Annotated in this window: 20 protein-coding genes and 1 pseudogene; 7 read left to right on the forward strand and 14 right to left on the reverse strand. The window is 59.1% G+C overall.

The window, feature by feature from the left end; translation table 11 throughout:
- The first annotated feature begins 75 nt into the window (after positions 1 to 75).
- Positions 76 to 981: a DMT family transporter gene (locus tag AACX78_RS15790; RefSeq protein ID WP_099993848.1), complete on the forward strand. Its 906-nt coding sequence runs from the start codon at positions 76 to 78 to the stop codon at positions 979 to 981.
- A gap of 35 nt (positions 982 to 1,016) precedes the next feature.
- Here the strand turns inward: AACX78_RS15790 and rsuA are convergent, their stop codons facing one another.
- Positions 1,017 to 1,709 (reverse strand): 16S rRNA pseudouridine(516) synthase RsuA, encoded by a 693-nt coding sequence (gene rsuA, locus AACX78_RS15795; RefSeq protein WP_059168704.1) that lies wholly within the window; start codon positions 1,707 to 1,709, stop codon positions 1,017 to 1,019.
- 173 nt (positions 1,710 to 1,882) lie between these two features.
- Between rsuA and AACX78_RS15800 the strand changes: the two genes are divergently transcribed.
- On the forward strand, positions 1,883 to 3,079 hold the full coding sequence (locus tag AACX78_RS15800) for an HD-GYP domain-containing protein (protein ID WP_058394211.1): 1,197 nt from the start codon (positions 1,883 to 1,885) through the stop codon (positions 3,077 to 3,079).
- Here AACX78_RS15800 and AACX78_RS15805 read toward each other — a convergent pair.
- The gene (locus AACX78_RS15805) at positions 3,076 to 3,258 is read right to left on the reverse strand and encodes a hypothetical protein (protein ID WP_159166764.1); all 183 of its coding nucleotides are present in this window, start codon (positions 3,256 to 3,258) and stop codon (positions 3,076 to 3,078) included. The genes AACX78_RS15800 and AACX78_RS15805 overlap by 4 nt on opposite strands.
- A gap of 354 nt (positions 3,259 to 3,612) precedes the next feature.
- Between AACX78_RS15805 and AACX78_RS15810 the strand changes: the two are divergent.
- The 3 genes and pseudogenes from AACX78_RS15810 to AACX78_RS15820 all read left to right on the forward strand — a co-directional run.
- Positions 3,613 to 3,783 (forward strand): annotated as a pseudogene (locus AACX78_RS15810) (EamA family transporter); the annotation flags it as partial.
- A gap of 19 nt (positions 3,784 to 3,802) precedes the next feature.
- Positions 3,803 to 3,940 carry a hypothetical protein gene (locus AACX78_RS15815; RefSeq protein WP_236556344.1) on the forward strand — a complete coding sequence of 46 codons (138 nt, stop codon included), beginning with the start codon at positions 3,803 to 3,805 and terminating at the stop codon, positions 3,938 to 3,940.
- A 131-nt stretch (positions 3,941 to 4,071) separates the two neighbouring features.
- A complete protein-coding gene (locus AACX78_RS15820; protein ID WP_159166765.1) occupies positions 4,072 to 5,934 on the forward strand; it encodes an extracellular solute-binding protein in 1,863 nt (620 codons plus the stop codon).
- Between the two features lie 94 nt (positions 5,935 to 6,028).
- Here the strand turns inward: AACX78_RS15820 and AACX78_RS15825 are convergent, their stop codons facing one another.
- Together AACX78_RS15825 and AACX78_RS15830 are read right to left on the reverse strand one after the other, a co-directional pair.
- The gene (locus AACX78_RS15825; protein ID WP_005320236.1) at positions 6,029 to 6,421 is read right to left on the reverse strand and encodes a DUF2750 domain-containing protein; all 393 of its coding nucleotides are present in this window, start codon (positions 6,419 to 6,421) and stop codon (positions 6,029 to 6,031) included.
- A 94-nt stretch (positions 6,422 to 6,515) separates the two neighbouring features.
- Positions 6,516 to 7,073, reverse strand: a complete 558-nt coding sequence (locus AACX78_RS15830; protein ID WP_159166766.1) for a hypothetical protein — start codon at positions 7,071 to 7,073, stop codon at positions 6,516 to 6,518.
- Positions 7,074 to 7,324: 251 nt separating this feature from the next.
- Between AACX78_RS15830 and AACX78_RS15835 the strand changes: the two genes are divergently transcribed.
- Positions 7,325 to 7,573, forward strand: a complete 249-nt coding sequence (locus tag AACX78_RS15835) for a TIGR02647 family protein (protein WP_005320240.1) — start codon at positions 7,325 to 7,327, stop codon at positions 7,571 to 7,573.
- On the opposite strand, the gene AACX78_RS15840 is transcribed toward AACX78_RS15835, so the two are convergent.
- The 7 genes from AACX78_RS15840 to AACX78_RS15870 form a co-directional block, all read right to left on the reverse strand.
- The gene (locus tag AACX78_RS15840) at positions 7,560 to 7,865 is read right to left on the reverse strand and encodes a hypothetical protein (protein WP_159166767.1); all 306 of its coding nucleotides are present in this window, start codon (positions 7,863 to 7,865) and stop codon (positions 7,560 to 7,562) included. The genes AACX78_RS15835 and AACX78_RS15840 overlap by 14 nt on opposite strands.
- Positions 7,866 to 7,969: 104 nt before the next feature.
- Complete coding sequence (locus AACX78_RS15845; protein WP_005331438.1) at positions 7,970 to 8,179, reverse strand: cold-shock protein; 210 nt, start codon at positions 8,177 to 8,179, stop codon at positions 7,970 to 7,972.
- A 206-nt stretch (positions 8,180 to 8,385) separates the two neighbouring features.
- A complete protein-coding gene (locus tag AACX78_RS15850; RefSeq protein ID WP_159166768.1) occupies positions 8,386 to 9,486 on the reverse strand; it encodes a dihydrolipoamide acetyltransferase family protein in 1,101 nt (366 codons plus the stop codon).
- Between the two features lie 94 nt (positions 9,487 to 9,580).
- Entirely contained in the window at positions 9,581 to 10,567 is a 987-nt protein-coding gene (locus AACX78_RS15855) for an alpha-ketoacid dehydrogenase subunit beta (RefSeq protein ID WP_159166769.1), read from the reverse strand.
- A 102-nt stretch (positions 10,568 to 10,669) separates the two neighbouring features.
- Positions 10,670 to 11,764 carry a pyruvate dehydrogenase (acetyl-transferring) E1 component subunit alpha gene (gene pdhA, locus AACX78_RS15860; protein WP_159166770.1) on the reverse strand — a complete coding sequence of 365 codons (1,095 nt, stop codon included), beginning with the start codon at positions 11,762 to 11,764 and terminating at the stop codon, positions 10,670 to 10,672.
- A gap of 274 nt (positions 11,765 to 12,038) precedes the next feature.
- Positions 12,039 to 13,064, reverse strand: a complete 1,026-nt coding sequence (gene astE, locus AACX78_RS15865) for a succinylglutamate desuccinylase (protein ID WP_159166771.1) — start codon at positions 13,062 to 13,064, stop codon at positions 12,039 to 12,041.
- A 280-nt stretch (positions 13,065 to 13,344) separates the two neighbouring features.
- Positions 13,345 to 13,554 (reverse strand): DUF1127 domain-containing protein, encoded by a 210-nt coding sequence (locus AACX78_RS15870; protein ID WP_017412738.1) that lies wholly within the window; start codon positions 13,552 to 13,554, stop codon positions 13,345 to 13,347.
- Positions 13,555 to 14,075: 521 nt separating this feature from the next.
- On the opposite strand from AACX78_RS15870, the gene AACX78_RS15875 reads away from it, so the two are divergent.
- Complete coding sequence (locus AACX78_RS15875; RefSeq protein ID WP_159166772.1) at positions 14,076 to 14,969, forward strand: DNA replication terminus site-binding protein; 894 nt, start codon at positions 14,076 to 14,078, stop codon at positions 14,967 to 14,969.
- Between the two features lie 172 nt (positions 14,970 to 15,141).
- On the opposite strand, the gene AACX78_RS15880 is transcribed toward AACX78_RS15875, so the two are convergent.
- The 3 genes from AACX78_RS15880 to AACX78_RS15890 all read right to left on the reverse strand — a co-directional run bounded on the left by AACX78_RS15880 (position 15,142) and on the right by AACX78_RS15890 (position 21,724).
- Positions 15,142 to 18,984, reverse strand: coding sequence for a DEAD/DEAH box helicase (locus AACX78_RS15880; protein ID WP_159166773.1), 3,843 nt, complete (start codon positions 18,982 to 18,984; stop codon positions 15,142 to 15,144).
- Between the two features lie 224 nt (positions 18,985 to 19,208).
- A complete protein-coding gene (locus tag AACX78_RS15885; RefSeq protein WP_159166774.1) occupies positions 19,209 to 19,862 on the reverse strand; it encodes a YceH family protein in 654 nt (217 codons plus the stop codon).
- Positions 19,863 to 20,014: 152 nt separating this feature from the next.
- Complete coding sequence (locus AACX78_RS15890) at positions 20,015 to 21,724, reverse strand: PglL family O-oligosaccharyltransferase (protein ID WP_159166775.1); 1,710 nt, start codon at positions 21,722 to 21,724, stop codon at positions 20,015 to 20,017.
- Positions 21,725 to 21,765 lie beyond the last annotated feature (41 nt).

Below are 21,765 nucleotides of genomic sequence, written 5' to 3' on the forward strand. Positions count from 1 at the left end.
TTATGAAATGCGAGTGGCTGTCGCTGGTAACGGCCTGACACGTCTTTCAATCTGGCTACATTCTCAGGAGTTTTTATGGGGTACGAGTGGCTGGCGCTGGCAGCGGCCAGTTTGTGGGCAGTGGCGGCCCTGATTTCCGTCAAACCGGCCCGCCACCTGGGGGCATTTGCCTACAGTCGCTGGCGCATGTTTCTGGTCAGTCTGATGCTGGGCACCGCCAGCATCGCCACCGGAGGCTGGCAATCCCTTAGCGAGAGCGCCCTTCCCCTGCTGGCGCTGTCGGGCCTGATCGGTATCTTTGTCGGGGATACAGCCCTGTTTGCCTGTATGAACCGGCTGGGCCCCAGGCGCAGCGGCCTGTTGTTCTCCTGCCATGCACTCTTCTCCGCCCTGCTCGGTCTCTGTTTGTTTGGTGAGCAGCTCGGCGGCTGGCGACTGGTGGGAGCGCTGCTGGTGTTTGCCGGTGTCATGCTCGCCATCCTGTTCGGCCGGCGTGGCGGCAATCAGCACAACGAGTGGGAACAGGTGCGTGGACACCTTGCCATCGGCATCGGCCTGGGGCTGACAGCCGCCTTCTGTCAGAGCCTGGGTGCCATCATCGCCAAGCCAGTGATGATGAGTGGCAATGTCGACGCAGTGAGCGCCTCCGGCATCCGCATGGGCAGTGCCCTGTTGGCTCACTGCACCTTGCGAGTGCTGAGAGTACCGCTCGCCATGCCCCACAACCCCATCAACCGTCAGGTGCTGGGGTTGATTGGCATCAACGGTTTCCTGGCCATGGCCATGGGGATGACACTGATCCTGGTCGCCCTGCGCCAGGGAGAGGTCGGTATGGTGGCGATCCTCTCCTCCACCACACCAGTCATTCTGCTCCCCCTGCTGTGGTGGCATTCGGGTCAGCGCCCCTCCCTTGCGGCCTGGGCGGGCGCCCTGCTGGCGACCCTGGGTACGGCCATGGTGCTGGGGGTCAGCGGACACTGAGCAAGGCGCGCCTTGCCCAGTGTCAGGCGAGCGGCTTAGAACTGGGCGATTTCCTCTGCCGTCAGCTCGCGGTATTCGCCCGGAGCCAACGCTTCATCCAGCGCCAATGCACCGATCTGCTCCCGATGCAGCCCCACCACCTTGTTGCCGATGGAGGCAAACATCCGCTTCACCTGATGATACTTGCCTTCATGGATGGTAAGGCGGGCCTCGCACTCGGCCAGAATTTCCAGCTGGGCGGGACGGGTCTTCTCGGTCTCGTTGCGCAGAAACACCCCATCGGCAAACAGCGATATGGCGTCCTGATGCACGGGATCAGCCAACCAGACATGGTAGGTCTTGGCACACTCATGGCGCGGCGAGGTGATGCGGTGGGACCATTTGCCATCATCGGTGACCAGCACCAGACCCGTGGTATCGAGATCGAGTCGACCAACCACGTGCAGCTTGCCCATGGCGGGTTCATCCATCAGGAAGAAGACGGTCGGGTGATCCGGATCCTCGTTGGAGCAGACGTAACCTTCCGGTTTGTGCAGCATGAAGTAGCGATTGCGCTGATCCAGCGTCAGCATGACACCGTCAAATTCAACCTGGCTCTGCTCGTTGATGTGAAAAGCGGGTTGTTTGACCACTATGCCATCCACAGTGACCTCTCCCTGCCGGATCAGTTTGCCCGCCAGGGAACGGGTCAAATCGGAACAATCGCAAAGAAATTTATCGAGCCGCATGCACAACCTCAGAGTCCATCAATAAAGGGGCGCCATTATATAGGCCAAGGCCAACAACTCCAGCAATAAGCAGTGCTGGCGTAAACCGTACCACAATGACGAAGCATGGCGCGGATGTTAGACTGCCTGCTGAGGGCCTAACATTACGCATAATAATAAAGTCAGGAAGCCGTATGAAGTCACACACTCCTCATCCCGTCATTCCCGTCAACCAGCTACAAGCAGGCATGTATGTGATCGCCATCACCAGCCAGACCGGCGGCATGGAGATCGCCCAGATGGGGCTGGTGACGACTCGTCAGCAAATTGATGACTTGATCCGGCGCGGTGTGCTCACGGTGCGCGTCGATCTCGCCCGCAGCAAATTGGCTGGCATAGAGCAGATTATCTTTCCCGACCCGGCAGCCTCTTCAATTGCGTCACAACGCCCGACAGGCAGCGCGAACGGCGAGGGGCGTGAGCTCAAGATCCGCCGCCTGTATCAGGAGGCCCGTGAGCTGCAAGGCAAATTCATTCGCCAGCTAAAGGCGGGTGAGCCCATCGACATTACCCCCTTGGCAACAGTGGCCGAAGAGATGGTGGACACCATGTTCACCCACGGCGATGCCATGCTCTGTCTGGCCCGCATTCGTGCCAAGGATGCCTACCTGATGGAGCACTCCATGAACGTGGCCATACTGCTGGCCAACTTCGGCCGTTATCTGGCGCTGGAGCGCAGCGTGCTCAAGGAGCTGACCCTGGGGGGGCTGCTGCATGATGTGGGCAAGATCATGACCCCGGATGAGGTGCTCAACAAACCGGGCAAGCTGACCGATGAAGAGTTCACCGTGATGCGCCAGCACGTGGTACATAGCCATGACATTCTGAGCAGCACCCCAGGCATCACAGCCACCATGCTGGAAGTCGCCGCCAATCACCATGAGCGGCTCGATGGCACCGGCTATCCCCGCCACCTCAAAGGTGACCAGCTGTCTCTCTACACCCGCATGAGCGGCATCGTTGATGTCTACGACGCTGTGACGGCGGATCGGGTCTACAAGCAGGGGATGCAGCCGACCCAGGCATTCCGGATCCTGCTCAAGGGGGCAGACCACCATTTTGATCGACTGCTGGTGACCAAGTTCATCAAATGCATGGGGGTCTATCCGGTGGGCACCCTGGTGCAACTTTCAAACCAGCGACTGGCCATCGTCATGCAGCGCAATCCGCAAGAGCCGCTCAAGCCGGTAGTGAAGGTGATCTATCACGCGACCCAGCGCCACTACCTCGAGGTGCAGTGGCTGGATCTGGCGAAGTCCGGGGTACAGGAGAGCATAGAAAGCACGGTCGATCCCAAAGAGTTTGGCATCAGCCTCGCCAACTTCGTCTAGTTGGCGCCCCCTTCCCGTTCGACACAGTGCTGGATCAAAAACTCTTCATCCAGCGGTGACAGATCAAAACGGATGCTGGCCTCTTCAATGGCACCGATATCGTGTTGATGATGCTCGCTGAGCCAGCGTACGGCGCGGCGCAGATCTTCGCCATGGGGCAGCAGAGTGTGGTCGCTCATGGGGGATACCTCCGTTAAGCCATTGGCACCAGCCGCACTATCGGGCTGTCTTTGTATAGCGTAGACCGTCCGCCGCCCCTTCTCGATTTCCCCCCCCATCTTGCCGCAGACAAAAAACCGAGGTCAAGGCAGGCAAACGCCCCATCCACCACAGATACCTTGACCACTGCCCGGCCGCCTCTTGACCACAAGAGTGGCCGGCAACCAGCAAGTGATCCGTCCTTTGGTGCAAGCCGGTCTGGCGACTTGACGCCAGCCACCCTGTCAAGGGTATGCTCGTCCTCTTGCCGACCCGTCCCGCTGGCAGCGGGATCGCCGTACTTCTTTTAAAAGGCAGTCATACAAGGAAGCTGAATGCAAACCAAGGACAAGTGTCTGGCCGCCCTGGTCATCCTCTGCTGGGGGCTGAATTTCGTGGCGATCAAGTGGGGGCTGGAGGGGATACCGCCGCTGTTGCTGGGAGCGTTGCGCTTCGTCGGCGTGGTCTTCCCTGCCATCTTGCTGGTGCCCAGGCCCACCATGCCCTAGCGCTGGCTGCTGGCCTATGGTGGCGGCTGCCGTCCTGCTCGATGAGCACCCCACTCCGTTGCAGTGGCTGGGCTCTGGTCTGGTGCTGCTCGGCTTCGTGGTCCATCTGCTGGGTGGCCGGCTGCGCTGGTTCAAGCCACAGACGGCGCCTTGATGGCCAGGGCGTTATTTGCCCATCGCCATTGACCCAACTGGCAAAAATTTCCATCATGAGCCAGTCCCTATCGGGGCTGACGTCACCAAACCGTGCCTGCAGGATGCAGACCACCAGGAGAGAGCAAGGATATGCCATCGACAGCCTCAACCGGGGTGAGCCCCATCCCAACCCTTATTCGCACCACTGTTTACACCGCCGCCATCACCCTGACCCTGTGCTGGAGTCAGTTTGGCTGGGGCGCCAGCCTGCCTGCGGATCTCAAGTGGGAGAGCAACAATGCGGATCCTATCTACGCCGACCCGGCCGCCAAACGGGGCGGCACCTTTCGCGGATTTGTCACCAGCTTTCCGCTGACCCTGCGCAAATTCGGGCCCGATTCCAACGGCAGCTTTGCCAGCTATGTCAGGGAAAGCAACCTGCCGCTGCTGAGCACCCATCCCGTCACTGGCAACCCCATGCCCATGCTGGCAAACGCGTGGGCCTTTGGCGCCGATCACAAGACCCTCTATTTTCGCATCAACCCCAAGGCTCGCTGGTCCGATGGCCAGCCCGTCACCGCCGATGACTGGGTGTTTACCCTCAAGATGATGCGCAGCAAGGAAATAAACGACCCCTGGTACAACAACTACTACAGTACCCAGATCACAGACGTGACACGCTTCGATGACCACACCCTCTCCATCACCAGCGGCAGCGAAAAGAGTCGGGAAGATCTGCTGGAATCCCTGCCATTCACCCCTGAGCCAAGCCACGCCATCAAGCTCACGGCCAACTGGGTCAAGGAGTACAACTGGAAAATACTGCCAGTCACAGGTCCCTATCAGCTCGGCGAGGTAAAAAAGGGCAAGTCGGTTAGCTTCAAGCGGATCAAAGATTGGTGGGGAGACGAGGAGCGCTACTTTCAGCACCGCTTCAACCCGGACAGGATTGAGATCAAGGTGTTGCGGGATCAGAACATCGCCTGGCAACACTTCTTGCGCGGCGATCTGGATACCTTCCCGCTGGTCATGCCCAACTGGTGGCACGACAAGACCAAAACCGCAGAATTCGAGAAGGGTTATATCGAGCGGCTCTGGTTCTACAACCAGCCCCCACAATCCCCCATGGGGCTCTATCTCAACACAGCAGACCCGCTGCTCAGCGAGCTCAATGTGCGGCTCGGCATCCAGCATTCCCTCAACCTCGACAAGATGCTCGTCACCTTGCTGCGAGGGGATTATCAGCGACTCAACAGCTACGGGTCGGGCCAAGGGGATTTTACCAACACAGAGATAAAGGCACGCCCATTTGATCCCAAACTTGCGCGCAGCTATTTCGCCAAGGCTGGTTTCAACAAGGTGGGGCCACAGGGCATTTTGCAAAACAACAAGGTGCAACCACTGACCCTGACCATCACCTACACCACGGCGGAACATGCCCAGCGACTCACTTTACTGCGGGAAGAAGCCAAGAAGGCGGGGCTCAATCTCGAGCTCAACCTGATGGATGCCTCTTCGGGTTTCAAGTCCATGCTGGAGAAAAAACACCAGAGTGCCTGGATGGCATGGAGCGGCGGTCGCTATCCCGCTTATTGGGAATTTTTCCACAAGGTCAATGCCAACAAGCCCCAGACCAACAACATCATGAACATAGATGATGACGCCATCACTGCCCTGGTGGAGCAGTACGACATGGAGTTCGACTTCGCCAAAAAAGCGGCGCTGTCGCGGCAGATCCAGCAGCGTCTGTATGAACTGGCCAGCTTTGTCCCCGCCTATCAGGTGCCCTATACCCGGGAAGGGGCATGGCGCTGGATACAATTGCCCAAGCTGCCCGCCACACCCAAAAGTGATCTGCTTTACTGGCCACTCGATGGCGGAAGTAGCGGCTACAGCTACGGCGGTCTGCTCTGGATCGACGACCAGCTAAAAAGCGAGACAAAAGCCGCCATCAAAAACGACAAGACCTTTCCTGCCGTCATGAAGATAGACACCACTTATCGGCAGCCTTGAGACCAAAGTACATATCAAACAAAAGACCCCGCACCAGAGGTGACGGGGTCTTTTTTGTTTGCAACCTTGGTTGCAGCCTTGACGCCAGAGGCGATTAAGCGCGCTTGGCCTGCTTCTCGGCAATGGCATCAGCCACGTCGGCCGGCGACAGCACTATGCCTTCCTGATCCGGCGTCGGGAACACGGCGACGCACAGCTCGTCTTGCTCCATACCGTCAACCCAGCGCTCCAGCCACACCTTGAGGGTGATGGACTGCGGCTTGCATTCGGCCCATTCACCCTCGGCCCACGCCTGGGCGTACTCAGGGTGTGGCCATACCGGGATGCAATCTTCATCGTCTGTGGTCAGCATCATGACGCCGTGCTCATCGGTCAGGACAAACAGCTCTTCGTACTCGACCAGCTTGCTGATGAAGTGCTCGTAACGGTAGTCGGCATTCAGTTGCAGCGCAGCATTGCGCTCGGTTTCGCTCAGTTCATAGCTCATTGGCCAAGTCTCTCTTTCAATAAAGGGCGCCATGTTCACATCTTGCTGACAGCTTGTCCAGTATGAGAGATCGGTCACCTATTTTTCGGCAATATCAGCCCAGTTCAGGCGTCACTAGGGAGATCTCCGTCGTCTCGCAACAACGCTGGCGCAGCCAGTAGGCGGACTCCACCTCGACGAAGCAGAGCTGATCCCGTCCCGCCTGTACGCCCTGCATGATCTGCTCGAATCGTAGCAGCTGTTGTTGCTCCCAGGCGTTGGCCAGTTTGGAACCATGGGCTTCGTCCACCACCTCGCGGCGCAGCTCGAACAGGTTATCGGTGATCGGGCTGTTTATCTTGGCTGGGCAGTGCCAATACATCAGCAGATTGTCCATCATCTCGCTGTCGTAGTTGGCAAGGGCATCCAGCTCGGGCGTCGCTCCGATATCGCTGGCAGCAAAGTCACACCAGCCAGCCGTCAGCGGCGCCAGGGTTTGCGCAGCCGCAGCCTTGCCATGCTGACGCAATACGGCCACATCCCCCCCCTTGATGGCTGGCAGCCAGACATCGCCATGATGCTTGTCGAGCAGAGGTAGCAGTAGAGAGGCGGGATAGACAGGGAAACGGGGGCCGAGAGTGTGAAGCAGTGATACTAGCGTGATTTTTACCATGAGGGGCGCCTTGAACTGGAAGGCCGATATACAGTGCTCGGCCAGAAAGACAAAGGAGAGCCCTATCCTATCATGTTTGAACGCTGGCGAGCGGACTCACATTTTCACTGCTCAACTCGGAGATTCGCGCCCAAAAAAACAGCGTTCAAGCACTCCCCGCACGGATAAAGCCCAATAGTTTGAACCAGCGCCCACTAAAGTGGATCCGGGAATGCTAGTTTGCATACATCTTTAGCGTAAGGAGTGCATTCATGATTGGGATCGACCAGATTTCTAACGACTTTGTAAACGACTTGAAAATACTGGCATGCTTTGATCCGGCCAACATGAGCCTGGGGATCAAGTTGCGCAGTGACATGTCCGATGAACTGTGTCAGGCGGCTGTACGTCTGCATCAGCAAGGTCTCATCAGCGCAGAAGATGGCGGCTACCTGACTCCTTTTGGCATGACAATGGTTGAGCACCTGCAGCATCTGATAGTCGCACTCAAACCCCTTTGATCGCCTGCGGGGCCCAGAGCGAAAAGTTGATCAACTCCCAGCGCAAGCCCTGGCGCAGCAAACAGGCAAACAGCAAAGGACCTTCGGGTCCTTTTACTTTGCCGTCGACCATCCACTCCCCTTCCCGCTTTGGCAAAGGCTGAGCCTTGATCTCATCAGGCTGACTGCCATTCCCAAGACGAACCTGAACAAACTGCTGACATACAGCTTTCGCTTCTGTGGCGGATGTACTCTGTGTCTGAAGATCGGCAATAGTCAGCAGGCTGGCAGCAAGAAGAAGTGATGGGGTCATGGTGAAATTCAAGGTCAAAGATGATGCTGAAAACAGTGAAGATGGCCCATAAACAAAAAGCCGTGGAACCAGAGGCACCACGGCTTTCTTAAATTCTGTAAGAATTACAGAGCAGTTACGTTCTCAGCCTGCGGGCCTTTCTGACCTTGGGTCACAGAAAACTGTACGCGCTGACCTTCAGCCAGGGTACGGAAACCGTTACCGCTGATAGCGCTGAAGTGAACGAAAACGTCCGGGCCGTTTTCTTGCTGGATGAAGCCAAAACCTTTGGTTTCGTTGAAAAACTTAACGGTACCGGTGATCATGTTAGACATATCTTTAACCTGTATTCTAAATAATTACTTATGCTTTTCAGCGGATAAAGCTCAAAAACGGGATTAACTTATGAACAACAGGAAAAGATGTAAAACATCATATTCATTGACATAACTTTGGCCCTTTCAAGCTGATTTAGATTATACGTTGCTTTGGGGATTACGCAAACAAATTTGTGCCCTGCCAATGGCAGGGCACAGCCGTTTTATAGAGCAGGCGATTCCAGTGCCTGAACCAGTACCTTGAGGAAGCGAGCCGCCTCGCCACCGGTGCAGGCCCTGTGATCAAAGGTCATCGACAGAGGCAGCACTCTGACCGGGCGAGCCTCCCCGTGGATGAACACCACCTTCTCGAACAACTTGCCCGCACCTATGATGGCCACCTGCGGTGGCGTCACGATTGGGCTGGCATAACGACCCGCGATGGCACCGAAGTTGGTGAGGGTAATAGTCGCCCCCTGCAGCATCTCGCGCGGCACAGCGCGCGCCTTCACATCGGCGATCATCCGATCCAGCCCCTGCCGGATGTCGGCTCCCTCCCGCTCGGCTACGTTCTCCATCACGGGTACATAGAGCCCATGCCTGGAGTCGACCGCAATGGCAACGTTGACCTCATTGAACAGCCGCCTTGAGAGCGTATCGCCGTCAAACCAGGCATTCATGGAAGGTTCGGCCCGGCAAGCGACGCCGATGGCCTTGATGAGCCGCACTGTCACATCTTCGTCTAGGCGCCAGTGACGCAGATCCACTTCGTCGGTGATGCTGACCGGCACCACTGTCTGATGAGAAAGCTCCATCGCCTTGGCCATGGCCCGGCGCGAGCCCTTGAGGAACTCGTTGCCGCTGCTTTGCTGCGCCTCGAATGCCGCCTGCACGTCCTGCTCGGTCACCATACCGGCACCGCCACTGCCCTTGATCCGATCGATATCCAGACCCAGTTTCTGTGCCAGCAGCCGCACCGCAGGCATAGCCTGTATCAGGTTGCCACCTGGGGCTATGGCCCCCACTACGAAGTGATCCTCGATATGCTGTTGGTGAGCGCTGACCTTGCCCACCACAGTGCCGTCATCTTCACCCCCTTCAAATTCCACCAGTGGCGCGCCGATGTGGAGTATGTCGCCCTCCTGACCACAGAGCCTAGCGATCACCCCCGCCACCGGCGAGGGCACATCCACAAGCGCCTTGGCGGTTTCTACCGACAACAGCACCTGATCGACACTCACTGTATCGCCAGCACTCACCTTCCATTCGACGATCTCGGCCTCGGCCAACCCTTCGCCCAGGTCCGGTAATTTGAAAAATTTCATGACCAGTTCTCCATCTGCGGGGCAATCACCAAACGTTGGAAGATTCCATGGCTATTTTTTGCTCGGCTGCTGAAGCGCCAAAATTTGAAGAATGTCATAGCCATTTGTTCTCCATCAGCTGGTAAGCCGCATCCGCAATATCCTGCTCTGTGATGAGGTAATACTCTTCGTTGCGATAATAGGGTACGGCGGCATCCACTCCGGTGAGACGCTTGGGCGGCGCCTTGAGGGAGGTCAACGCCTCCTCGGTCACCCGCGCCACTATCTCGGCCCCCACCCCGAAGCTGCCGCACGCCTCGTGCACCACCAGCAGACGGCCTGTCTTGCGCACCGACGCCAGAATGCTCTCCATGTCCAGCGGCTTGATGGTCGCCAAATCCAGCACTTCGCACTGGATATCCTGCTCCGCCAAGAGGCTCGCCGCCCGCATCACCTCCTGAATACAGGCCCCCCAGGCAACCATGGTGATGTCCCGCCCCGGCCGCAGGGTGAAGCAGACATCCAGCGGCAGGCCGACACCGTCATCCACCACGCCCGACTTCATGGAGCGATAGATACGATCAGGCTCGAAGAACATGACGGGATCCGGGTCACGAATGGCCGATAGCAGCAAGCCATAAGCGCGCCTCGGGCTGGAGGGAATGACCACCCGCAGGCCCGGAATATGGGCAAACAGGGCTTCAACGCTCTCGCTGTGGTGCTCCGGCGAGTGAATGCCGGCGCCGTAGGGAGAGCGATAGACGATGGGGCAGGAGAGACGGCCACGGGTGCGGTTACGCATCCTCGCGGCCTGGCAGATGATCTGCTCCATGCCCGGGAAAATGAAGCCCTGAAACTGGAACTCGGCCACCGGCTTGAGCCCCTGGGTTGCCATCCCCACCGCCACCCCGGCGATCAACCCCTCGGCGAGCGGTGTATCTATCACCCGTTTGAAGCCAAACTTGTCGCGAAGGCCAACAGTGGCGCGAAACACCCCGCCATTGACCCCTACATCCTCCCCCAGAACAACCACATCAGGGTCGTGTTCCATCTCATGGTGCAGTGCCAGATTGATGGCTTCGAGCAGTGTCATTTCACTCATGCGTCCTCCCCCACTCGGCGTCATCAGCCACCGCATTTCCGTGGCATGTCATGTCGTCACACCAGGTAGGTTTGATGGCATCCTGCAGTCTCATCTCATCGATCATGAGCGTTCCTCCCCGGCGTGACGCTGCATGCCCTTGGCGATGATGCGCTGGCGCTGCCTGCGATAATCCCTGGGCAACTCGGCAAACTGATAGTCGAGCAGAGTTTCCGGCGCCTGCGGGGCCGTGCTTTCATAGACAGCCACGGCGCGATCGACCTCCCGGCTCGCCTCGGCCAGCAGTGCCTGCTCCTGATGCTCGTCCCACCAGCCCTGTTCAAACATGAACTGTCGCAACCGCTTGACCGGCTCCTTGGCCCAGGCGGCTTCCACCTCGGCAGCATCCCGATAGCGGGTCGCATCGTCGGCCGTGGTGTGATCCCCCAGCCGATAGCTGATCGCCTCTATGAGAGTCGGGCCCTTGCCACTGCGAGCACGCTCGACGGCGATGCGGGTGGCATCATAAACAGCCACCACGTCGTTGCCGTCAACCTGGATGCTGCGTACCCCGGCACCAACTCCTTTCTGGGCCAAGGTGGGTGCGCTCGACTGCAACTTGCGCGGCACCGAAATAGCCCACTGGTTGTTGTTGATGATCATCACCATGGGCAGATGCCAGACTCCGGCGCAGTTGAGTCCCTCCAGAAAGTCCCCCTTGGAGGTACCGCCGTCGCCTATGGTGACCACGGCCACTCTGGGCTGGTTGCGCAACTTGAAGGCCGCCGCTATGCCGGCTGCATGGGTGATCTGGGTGGCGATGGGCACGCAGATGGGCAGGTCCTCCGACAACTCGCCATCGGCCTTGTAAAAAACACTACCCCGTTCGTCCCCGCCCCAATATTGCAGGTTTTTCTCCATGGGCACGCCCCGCACATAGAGGGTGGGCATGTCCCGGTAGTAGGGTACATAGACATCCTGCTCCTGCATGGCGAGACCGACGCCTATCCCGACCGCCTCGGCTCCCAGATGGGAGGGAAAGGTGCCGAGCTTGCCGGTTCGCTGCAGCGCGATTGCTTTCTTGTCATAGCTGCGCACCATCACCATGTTGCGGTAGAAAGTGTGCAGTATCGCCTTGTCCAGCCAGGTCGGCAGTGTCGCAACCGGGCGCCCTTCCTCATCGAGGTAACGAAGGAAAGGGATGTCGACATGGGTCATAACTGGCTCCTTGCCGTTGTCAACGTCACCACCATGAGGTGACCTTTAGAATGTAAATAAGATGTTAAACAAAGAGCAATGTAATTTAACCAGGTAAGACCAGTAGAAACTTCTTTAATTTCAGAAAGACACTGAACTTTTCGGCTGAGCAGAGACGAAAAAGGGAGCCGCTTCGGGCTCCCTTTTGGGTGGATACGGGATCACTCCCACATCAATGGATTCGCGTCACCAGCCGGACGACGCGCAGGTCTATGGCACAGAAGACGGGTTCGGCTCACTCCCACAAGCGGGTCGGCACCACCAGCAGCACGGTACGCTGACCGATGGCCACATTGGCGTTGGGGAAGACCACCGCTTCCCGCGTCTTTTCTACCGTGTAGCGCAGTTCACCATCCTCGGCCAGCACGAATCCCTGGGGAAACTCGGTGAAATTGTCCACATCGCTGGCAAACAGGAAGCGAAACTGCTCCGAACGCTTGTTGATCACCCGGTCGATGGCAAAAATGGTGAAGTCATCCGCCCGCCAAGGCTCGAGCACCACCTCATCCCGAGTTACCAGCTCCTGCAGCGCCTGACGGGTCTCGATGAAACGGGTCATGTCGTTCTCGCCAAACGGGCGCACCTTGCCCAGCTCTACCGTGAAGGCATGGGCACCATGCTGGTGCGAGCTGTAATAGCTGAAGGTGGTGGTGGGGCCGCTGGAGAGCAGTATGGTACGCACCCCGCAGGCACCGAGGAACTGCACCTGCTCCTTGCAATGCGGCCGCTCATGGGGGAAAGGGTAGACAGCAAACTTCTCGTGACGCGAACCGCGAATGGCGGTGTGCAGGTCGTAGTGATAACGGGGCCGGGCAGGATCGGCAAAGAAGCGACTCACATACTGCTCGAGGCGCATGGCACGAATACGCTCCTGATTGCACAGCCCCTCGCCTTTGCTGTGGGCACCGGAGAAGAGCCGGTTCATGTTCTCCTCCACCTCCCGCAACCCCAGGTTCATGGCGGCCGGGTTGCCAAACAGGAACAGCACCCGATGACGGGCGCTAAGCTCACCGCTGAGCAGCCGGGTCAGCAGCTGGTTGCAGATCTCGATGGGGGCGGTTTCGTTGCCGTGAATACCGCAGGAGAGGACGATGTCCTTGCGTCCCCCGGGCTGATCGCCCGCGCCACTGGCAGGTTCCAGGCAGAGCACTCCCGTATCCCACACGCTCACCCGGGAGCCATCGGGCAGGTCAAACGCGAAAGGCTCAAGCTGCCACTCGTGGTGGCGGGTCAGGGCCAAAAAATCATGCTGGGGAATCATCCATCTCACCCTTTTGTCAGGAATGCTATGGGCGGATTATACGCAAGGCGTGTGGGCTTAAAATCAGTTTTTAAACAAATTCAAACAGTAAGGATACAAAGCTGGCGACAGATAGTGACAAATCGACAAGGTATGGGGTAAAGGAAGAGGAAATCACGGGAAGTAAAACAGCACTGCGGGGAAGCAATAATATCAGGCAATCATTCACACGCTGGCACGGGCCAAGTCGGAATTAAGCAATCAGGATCAGCAGAAAAACAAGGCATCCATGCCCGGCAGATCAACCACGCCAGAAGGGCTTGGTGGTCTCTTGATAACGATCAGATTCGTTCAGGCCGATATCCTTGAGCAGGTACTCGGGCAGCTCGGAGAGCTGGCGACGGCTGCGGCTGCGTTCCAGCCAGGTCAGTACTGTCATTTTGACGCGAGCAGCCAGATTCAATTGGCTGGAATGCTGGTAACCGGCTTCGGTATAAGTCATGTTGGCCATGATGTGGCTCCTCTTGATGATGTCTGCGCGGGTGCATATTTGTTGCGCAAAGCTTAGTCAGGAGGGACAACCGACTCAATTGACGAATTTTGATACAACGCATTAGTAAAGCTAATGGTGAATATCGTCAGTCTAAAAAACATAACAGATTGATTTTAAAATATTAAATAATCATTTTATTCCGTCTGAAAGACCGGCAGCATATTCTCCTGCATGGCACACCTCTAACTATGCAGTTTCCTGCTTTGGCTATGCAGTCACCGGATCTAAAGGCGAGGCAGGCAACCTGGTGTTTACATCCAGTTGTTAAATAATAGATCTTTTATTGATCCTTGTTTAACAGAGAGATACAAAAACAACACACTCAAATGGCTATCACTTCTGATGCTCGCCAAGGGCATCAAAAAGGAGGCACTTGGCTCACTTCCGGCATACTGGTATGGTTATTTATACAGTAGTTCAGCCACCCCCCTGCCAACTCTTTTCAGAGGATGTGACAGGGGCGACCACAGGACATGCCGATGGACACCTTTACCCCGACAGCCGCCCTGCGTCAACAGATGGGCGCGCTCGAAGAGGCGCTCGCCCGCCTGGCCCGACAACTGGAGCAGCTCCCCCTGCTGGAGGCCCACGTCTATCCCCTCCCCGCCGTGCCCCAGGGGCAGGAACACGAGCCCATCGAGCAGATAGAAGTGGGCTATCTGGGTGGAGAGGAAGCACTGGCGGCCACCCTGGCGGCCTATCAGGATCACAGCGCTCGCCCCGGCTGCTCCACCAAGGCTACCCACCGCCTGCCGGGCTGGCTGCGCTTCTCTACCGCCAGCGCCAGCCAGCTGCGCCCACTGATCGAGGAGATCAACGCCCGCAAACTCGCTTTCAAGGGGCTGGTGCAACAGGCCGGCGGGCGGGATGAGAAATTCGAGCTGGTACACAGGGCCCTGCCCGGGGTGATCACCTTGCAGGTCTACCGCAAGCTGACCCTGCTGGAGGGTGAGTTGCATTCCCTCGGCTTTACCTGGGCCGACAAACAAAGCATCAACCGTCTCAGCCGGGAGCAGGTGCTGGAGATGCTGGAGCGCAGCCGCCGCTATATTCCAGCGCTCTCCAACAATGAGGAGTGGAGCAAGATGGTGGATCAGGAGGTCTATGACCTTCGCCGCCTGCCTGCCGATGCCGAGCTCAGGATCCGGCGACCGGTCAAGACTCACCCCATGATCAACCTGCTCTGGCAGGACAGGGAGCCCCGCAAGCAGCAGCTCAAGGCGAGCCTGCCCCTGCTGCTCTGCTCGGACACCCAACCCGGCGTCACCCACCTCGGCCACTACCCGCCCAAGCTGCGGCAGGCGCGACGGGATCGCAAGATTGGCGGTGAGCCCATCATAGAACGGCTGCACCTCTACCTCTATCAGGGGTAGCCACGAACCGGCAGACTCCCCTCTCCTGATGGTGCGGCAAGATGCCAATTCGCCGCTCTGCTGGCCTGGCTGAGCGGCCGCCTCTTTGACGGGATCTCCTTTGCAGACACAGACATAAACGAAGGGGGGATCGCCTGCTGGCGATCCCCCCTTGTACATGGCGTCAGCCTGATCAGCCCATCAGCAGGGCACGCAGGCTCTCTACATCCAGCCCACGTACTTCGGACTGGCCGCTGAGCAGGCCATCGGCCAGCGCCCGCTTCTCGTCGTGCAGGGCGACTATCTTCTCCTCCACCGTCTGCTCGCACACCAGCCGATAGACAGTCACCGGCTGGGTCTGCCCCATGCGGTGGGCCCGATCGCTCGCCTGATCTTCCACAGCCGGGTTCCACCAAGGATCCAGGTGCAGCACTGTATCGGCCTGGGTCAGGTTGAGGCCCGTGCCCCCCGCCTTGAGACTGATGAGGAACAGCGGCACCGGCTCGTGCCGGAAGCGCAGTATGGAGTCCTGGCGGGACTTGGCGGAGCAGCCGCCATCCAGATAGCAGTAATCCCACTTCTTCTGTTCAATGCGCGCACGCAGCAGGCTCAGCAGATCGACGAACTGGCTGAACACCAGCACTCTATGACCGTTGCCGATGGCCTCGTCCAGCAGCGCCATCGCCTCGTCCAGCTTGCTGCTGGTCTGGGACCACTCGGGCATCACCAGTTCCGGTGAGCAGCAAAGCCGGCGCAGCCGGGTCAGGCCGCTCAGCACGTGCATCAGGGCGCGGCCATCGGCACTTTGCACCTGCTGCACCACTTCGCGCCGGGTTGCTTCATACAACTGGCGCTCCTCGGGGGAGAGGCTGATGTGATGAATGATCTCTGTCTTGTCCGGCAACTCGGTCAGCACCTGCTGCTTGAGACGACGCAAAATAAAGGGGCTGATCACAGCCCGCAGCAGCGCCATGTGCTGGGGATCTTTTACCGCCTTGCCGAAGCGGCGCTTGAACTCGCCCAGACTGCCGAGCAGACCCGGGTTGATAAAGGTAAACAGGCTCCACAGCTCCCCAAGGTGGTTCTCGATGGGGGTGCCGGAGAGGGCGAGGCGAAAATCCCCTTCGAGCTGGAACAGCAGCTTGGCACGCTGGGTGCCGGCATTCTTGATCTGCTGCGCCTCGTCCAGCACCATGCTCGACCAGCGGCGGGACTTGAGCGCCTCCGCCAGGCTGCCGAGCATGCCGTAGTTGAGCAGGATCACCTGGCCGGCCCTGGCATCGCGGATCACCCCTTCCCGCTCGGAAGGGTTCTCGAATACCACCACCTCAAGTTCGGGGGCGAAACGCGCCACCTCTTCCTGCCAGTTGGTGACCACTGACTTTGGCACCACCACCAGCGCCGGACCCAGGTGCTGACGCATGCGCAGCACTATGAGCGCTTGCAGGGTCTTGCCCAGGCCCATGTCATCGGCCAGACAGGCACCGAAGCCATGATGGGCCAGGGTCGCCAACCAGCGTACCCCGTCCTTCTGATAATCCCGCAGCGGGGTCAACAGTTCGGCCGGGCACTCCACCTCCTGCTGCCATTCCTGTTGCAGGGAGTGCCAGGCGTCATCCCCCTCAGTGGTGATGACGGAGAGCAGGCGGGTGAGCGGATAGGCCAGCTTGTTGTTGATGCGTTGCTCTTCATCCAGCATGGCGCCCAGCATAGTGAGCCGCTCCACCAGCTTGTCACTCAACATCAGGCTGGTCTTCTCGTCGAGCTGGACGGTGCGCTGACCCGGCGTCATCTGGCGCAGGATGAGACGCAAATCGAGGATCTGGTGCTCATCGAGGGCCAATGCCCCCTCTACCTGGAACCAGTCCTGGCGCCGCTCGATGCGCAGGCTCAGGGCCGCTTCGTCCAGACTCTTGAGGCGGGCGCTGTCCTGATGCCAGTGAATGACCACACCGGCATCCACCAGCTCGGGCAGGGCGTTGACCAGTGCCAGCGCCTGCTCCCCCTGAAGTAGCCACTCACTCCCTGGCAGGCCGATGGGTAGTGAATTACGCAGTTGCTGGGCCTGCCCCTTCTCGGCGAGAAGATCTCGCTGCCAGTAGTGATAATCCTTGATCCCCTGGCGCACTATGGCCTCCCCCTTGCCAAGGGGAAGCGGCGGCAACTCACCCTGCCGGGTCACCAGCTTGACCGCCAGCTGGCCATCCTGCCAATCCAGCTGTACCGAGGGAATACCGGGCCAGGGGGCCAGCTCGGCATTGCCTTGCAGACCTGCCACCTGGCTGTGCCAGGGCAGATCGGGGATGGCGTCCAGGGTGCGCTGCAATTCGCTTAAGCCCTCGGCGGGCAACAGGGGGATAGATTCCAGTGCAGGCAGGCGATCGAGCAGCGCCTGGGGGGTGAGGATAAGCTGCCACAAATCCTGTGCCAGCGGCAGTATATGAGCACCGCGCGCGGCGGCGGACGGGCTCAGCAAGGCACTCATGCCCTGCTCGGTGGCGACAATCTGCAACAGTGGCGCACTGACGGCCAGTTGCAACTTCTGCCCCTTGGCATTGAACAGGCGCGGATGAGTGGCAAGGGGAGCCCAGGCCTCTCGTGGCAGCTGGCCCATGACCCTGGGCAGGGTGCGCACCAGCGCCCAGTCCTCTTCGTCAAGCAGGGCGGCATATTGAGTCGAGAGCAGAGCGGGATCGACCCGGCGGCCGGCGGTCCACTCCCCTTTGGTGCTCTGCTTCTGGATCTTGCACTCAAGCTCGGGCCCTTCGGCATGCAGCAGCCAGACCAGCCGCTCCTGCGCCTTGCGCACACCGCTGGAACGCCCCAACCCCTGCAGCCAGTTGAGCCAGCTGGCCGAGGCGGGCGTCTTGTCGTCTTCGTCCTGGTCAGCGGATGCGTCATCCCCGTTGGCGGCTCGCAGTTGCTGCAGCGGTGCGCGCTGCGCCCCCTGCCCCAACAGGAGTCGCAGCAGATCCTGGCAAAAGGCCATCAGTCTGTGATGGGGTTGTGCCTCCAGCACATGGGAGAGATCCCACTTGTGCAGTATGGCAACCTGGGGGCTCTGCTCCCCGTGCCGGGCAAGGGCGCAGAGATCGAGCCAGAGGTAACCCCAGTGCAACTCTTCCAGCGGCAATTGAAGGGTGTCGAACAGACCGACCGCCTGACCATGACGATCACCGGCCCACTGACCCAGCAGATCCGCCAGCAACGGAAACTGATTACCCAGGCTACGTTGCCACTTCTTTCGCTGCTCGCTGGCGATCACGGGGTCAGCTTGTTGCAACCAACCAAGCCAGAGCAGAGCACTGAACATCAGCGGCCACTGCCCCTTGGCGCCCTCTGCCTGCCACTGGCCCAAGGCACCGAGCAGCCGTTCGGCAAGGGGTTGCTCTCCCCCCTGCTCCGCCAACTGCTGCAAGGCGGGCCAGTGTGTGGTGACCTCGCCGGCAAGGTCGCCACAGAGCCACTGCCATTCGGCGGCGAACCCTTCGCTCACGCTTTTCAGCTCGGGGGCACAGGCGCTGGCAACCGGTGCGAGCGGCCACTGCGCCCCTGGCTCGGCATCAAGCAGCGTTTGCAGGGAGAAGTGCATCAGCATCAGTTGCTGCCATTGCGGGCTGGAGCCCGGCAGCAGGCGATGGGCATCGGTCACGTCGAGCAGGCCAAGCAAATCAGCCGCAAGATAGTAGGTCGGCACCTGACCCGCCTCACCAAGACAGAGCTCCCGTACCAGCGCCTGCGCCATCTCCTGGCCGGTGACCGAGGGCACCCGTGCCCAGTTCGGCATGGGGCAGGCTCCCGAACGTACCGCCAGGATCAACGCCAGGGTTCCCTCAGCCGTCAGACTCCACTGCTGCTCCCCGCGCAGGCGCACCAGTCCCTGCTGCTGCAACTGCTCCAACTTGTCGATCAACGCCCGCCCGAGCGGCATCTGCGCTTGCAGCTGTTCTTGCAAATAGCGGGTACTGGCGGTGCGCTGCAACTGCAGCTCACTGAGCAGGGCATAACAATCGAAAGAGAGGGTGAACGCAGACATCAAGACTCACGGGCAGGTGCAAAAGCGGAATTTTAACGGGAAAGCGGCGGCGGCTCGACCCTTAACCGCGAAATAACTCAAAAAAAGCCGACTGGCTCATATAAACCAAGGGGCACGGAGGATCACAAAGGATGGAAGAAGACATGCCAAGAGGGGAGAACCTCGGCGAAATGACAATAAAAAAGGCGCCGTAGCGCCTCTTTAGGGAGAAACGTGCCGAAATGTCAGCCCTCCAGTTGCGCCAGACGGGCTTCCAGAGCCTGCAACTGTGACTTGAGGGTTTCGACCTCTTCTTCCAGCGCGCTCAACCTGTCCGCCGCCGGGGAGGCATAACTACTGGCAGGGGGTGCCTCGGCCAGCGCCTGTAGATCCACCTCACCGCTGAACAGATGGGCATAGCGGGATTCACGCTTGCCCGGTTCGCGGGGCAACTTGACCACATAAGGCCCCTGCTCAATCAGAGCAGCCAAGGCAGCATCCACCTGAGTAACATCATCGAAGCTGCACAGGCGGTTGGTGCGAGAGCGCAACTCACCCGGTGTCTGAGGACCCCGCAGCAGCAGCTCGCAGACGATACCGAGCTCCTGCTCGCTGAACTTGAGGGTGCCAAACTCGGTATTGCAGAAGCGGTGCTGGTAACGGGGTACCCGGGCATTGAAACCGGCAGTGTTGACGACCAGACGCTTGCGGATCAGCTCATCCACCACGGCGCGGATATCCAGCTCGGAGAGATCCAGCACAGGTTCACGGTTGCTCTTCTGGTTGCAGGCATTGACCAGGGCATTAAGGGAGAGGGGGTATTGATCCGGCGTGCAGATCTCTTTCTCTATTAGAGCGCCGATCACGCGGGCTTCCAATGGGCCTAGCACTAACTCCATTTCATACTCCCTTTCTAAAACAAGACGTTGAGGCCACTATCTTAGCCATGGCGCCTCTGCCGTCCAGCAAAGGCGCTATTTTTACGAAGCAGTAATGCGGTTGGTGAAACATCGCGCAACCTTGCCGCCCTGCTTTGCACCTGCCACCGGCATCAGGAGGAGGGTTTACCCTCCAGCGCAGTGGCCACGGATTTGGCGGCCGAGCCAGTTAGCAAGGGATCACCCGGATAGAGCATCAAGGCTTGCGTTCGTAGCGCCTGCGCCTCCTCTTGTCGTCCAAGCGCACCGAGTGCGATCACCATATTTGCGTAAATATTGGCTCTGGGGGTATGGCGTACAAATGCCTGACCCCAGTCGAGATAGGCTTCCAGCTCCGCCTTGTTATCCGTCTGCAAGCCCACCATCAACCGCACCGAGTTCACGTCAAACTCCACCCGGGTCAACCATGCCATGGGGTTGACGACATCGAGCAGCAGGGTTGGATCCTTGTAACCGCCGCGCTCGTACTTGGTCACCACCCAGGCGGTATGAATGGCAGTGAGCATGAAGGGCACAACCAGCACAGGGATGGCGATGGCCAGGAAGCGCAGCAGCAACCAGGGGCGATAGACATATTCACGCCAGCTGACTGTCTGCATTCCCTCCTCCACTTCCGCATCCAGCACATGGATCAGCAGCAGCAGAGCCCACCACAGAGCGATGGCGTGATAGAGCGGATATTCGGTCTGGGTGTGCAGCAGTATGGGGGTCACCAGTGCCAGCAGCGCCCCCCCCTTGACCCAACCCGCCCTGGCAAGCCGCCACAGCAGAGCACCGCCCATTAGCACCATGCCAATCATGGGGGCCAGCCCCCCTTCCACCGCCCAGTACAGAAACTCGTTGTGGGGGTGATCGAGGTTGTATTCAATCTGCACCATGGCCGGGTTAAGCGCCTTGTCGGCCATGTAGTGATGCAGGAAGGTGGTCTCAAAACTGCCGTAGCCCCAGCCGGCCAAGGGGGATTCCACAATCAGCCTAGCGGCATAGGGCCAGTAGACGGAGCGCATGCCACCGGATTGATACACCTCAAGCCCGCGCTTGACGCCGCTGATCCCGTATTGGGACGCCAACCCCAGGCCGACACCGAGCGCAACCAGGCCAAGAATACGGGCCAGTTGATGCTGACGATGCAACAGTGGCGCAAGCAGGAGCAGGGCCAGCAAGCCACCCAGTTGTCCCACCCGGGATTGCAACACGACCAGCAGCAAGCTGGCCGCCAGGATCACCCCATAGCGCAGCCCTCGTAGCCAGACATTGGCATTGCCGCGCAGCTCAAGCCAGATGGCGAGGGAAAGTCCGGTCGCCATAAAGGTCGCCATCACATTGGGCTGCTGAAAGATGCCATAAGGGCGATTGGCCCGAGTGTCATAACCGAGCCAGTTGCCCGGGGTCAGCAGGTAATACTGCACCAGCCCGAGCAAGGCCTCTATCGCTACCGCCCCCAACAACAGATAGAGCAACTGATCACGGGCCTGACGAGCCAGTTGCCATTGGTACAGACAAAACAGAAACAGCAGACCGGCAAACAGCCCAAGCAGCCGGGGAATGGCATAGTCCTTAAGCTCAAAACCGGGATACGCCATGGGTAGCAACAACAGGCATCCACCAAGCCATAGCCAGGCCTGCAATGACGAGAATACCAACCGTTGTTGCAGGGTGACCTGCCACAACCCCAGGCCGATGACGAGGCTGGCAAAGACCCAGCCCCAGGCATTGAATGGCAGATAGAGCCCGGCCCCACCGGGGTTGTGCATGAAAAAATGCATGGCCAGCAGCCAATACAGCACACTGACCACCCCAAAGACCCTTGTTGTCACCCTCATCGGCCCTGACCCCTTGCTTTCATGCTTTTGAACACAATCAC

The organism is Aeromonas sp. 9A, assembly GCF_963900955.1.
Classification (GTDB): domain Bacteria; phylum Pseudomonadota; class Gammaproteobacteria; order Enterobacterales; family Aeromonadaceae; genus Aeromonas; species Aeromonas salmonicida.

Bases quoted from the DNA above. Each gene is read 5' to 3' on its own strand.
- pdhA (WP_159166770.1), bottom strand. From the start codon at position 11,764: ATGACCCATGTCGACATCCCTTTCCTTCGTTACCTCGATGAGGAAGGG.
- AACX78_RS15855 (WP_159166769.1), bottom strand. From the start codon at position 10,567: ATGAGTGAAATGACACTGCTCGAAGCCATCAATCTGGCACTGCACCAT.
- astE (WP_159166771.1), bottom strand. From the start codon at position 13,064: ATGATTCCCCAGCATGATTTTTTGGCCCTGACCCGCCACCACGAGTGG.
- AACX78_RS15800 (WP_058394211.1), top strand. From the start codon at position 1,883: ATGAAGTCACACACTCCTCATCCCGTCATTCCCGTCAACCAGCTACAA.
- AACX78_RS15850 (WP_159166768.1), bottom strand. From the start codon at position 9,486: ATGAAATTTTTCAAATTACCGGACCTGGGCGAAGGGTTGGCCGAGGCC.
- AACX78_RS15875 (WP_159166772.1), top strand. From the start codon at position 14,076: ATGGACACCTTTACCCCGACAGCCGCCCTGCGTCAACAGATGGGCGCG.
- AACX78_RS15845 (WP_005331438.1), bottom strand. From the start codon at position 8,179: ATGTCTAACATGATCACCGGTACCGTTAAGTTTTTCAACGAAACCAAA.
- AACX78_RS15790 (WP_099993848.1), top strand. From the start codon at position 76: ATGGGGTACGAGTGGCTGGCGCTGGCAGCGGCCAGTTTGTGGGCAGTG.
- AACX78_RS15840 (WP_159166767.1), bottom strand. From the start codon at position 7,865: ATGACCCCATCACTTCTTCTTGCTGCCAGCCTGCTGACTATTGCCGAT.
- AACX78_RS15890 (WP_159166775.1), bottom strand. From the start codon at position 21,724: ATGAGGGTGACAACAAGGGTCTTTGGGGTGGTCAGTGTGCTGTATTGG.
- rsuA (WP_059168704.1), bottom strand. From the start codon at position 1,709: ATGCGGCTCGATAAATTTCTTTGCGATTGTTCCGATTTGACCCGTTCC.
- AACX78_RS15805 (WP_159166764.1), bottom strand. From the start codon at position 3,258: ATGAGCGACCACACTCTGCTGCCCCATGGCGAAGATCTGCGCCGCGCC.
- AACX78_RS15820 (WP_159166765.1), top strand. From the start codon at position 4,072: ATGCCATCGACAGCCTCAACCGGGGTGAGCCCCATCCCAACCCTTATT.
- AACX78_RS15830 (WP_159166766.1), bottom strand. From the start codon at position 7,073: ATGGTAAAAATCACGCTAGTATCACTGCTTCACACTCTCGGCCCCCGT.
- AACX78_RS15835 (WP_005320240.1), top strand. From the start codon at position 7,325: ATGATTGGGATCGACCAGATTTCTAACGACTTTGTAAACGACTTGAAA.
- AACX78_RS15825 (WP_005320236.1), bottom strand. From the start codon at position 6,421: ATGAGCTATGAACTGAGCGAAACCGAGCGCAATGCTGCGCTGCAACTG.
- AACX78_RS15815 (WP_236556344.1), top strand. From the start codon at position 3,803: ATGGTGGCGGCTGCCGTCCTGCTCGATGAGCACCCCACTCCGTTGCAG.
- AACX78_RS15885 (WP_159166774.1), bottom strand. From the start codon at position 19,862: ATGGAGTTAGTGCTAGGCCCATTGGAAGCCCGCGTGATCGGCGCTCTA.
- AACX78_RS15870 (WP_017412738.1), bottom strand. From the start codon at position 13,554: ATGGCCAACATGACTTATACCGAAGCCGGTTACCAGCATTCCAGCCAA.
- AACX78_RS15880 (WP_159166773.1), bottom strand. From the start codon at position 18,984: ATGTCTGCGTTCACCCTCTCTTTCGATTGTTATGCCCTGCTCAGTGAG.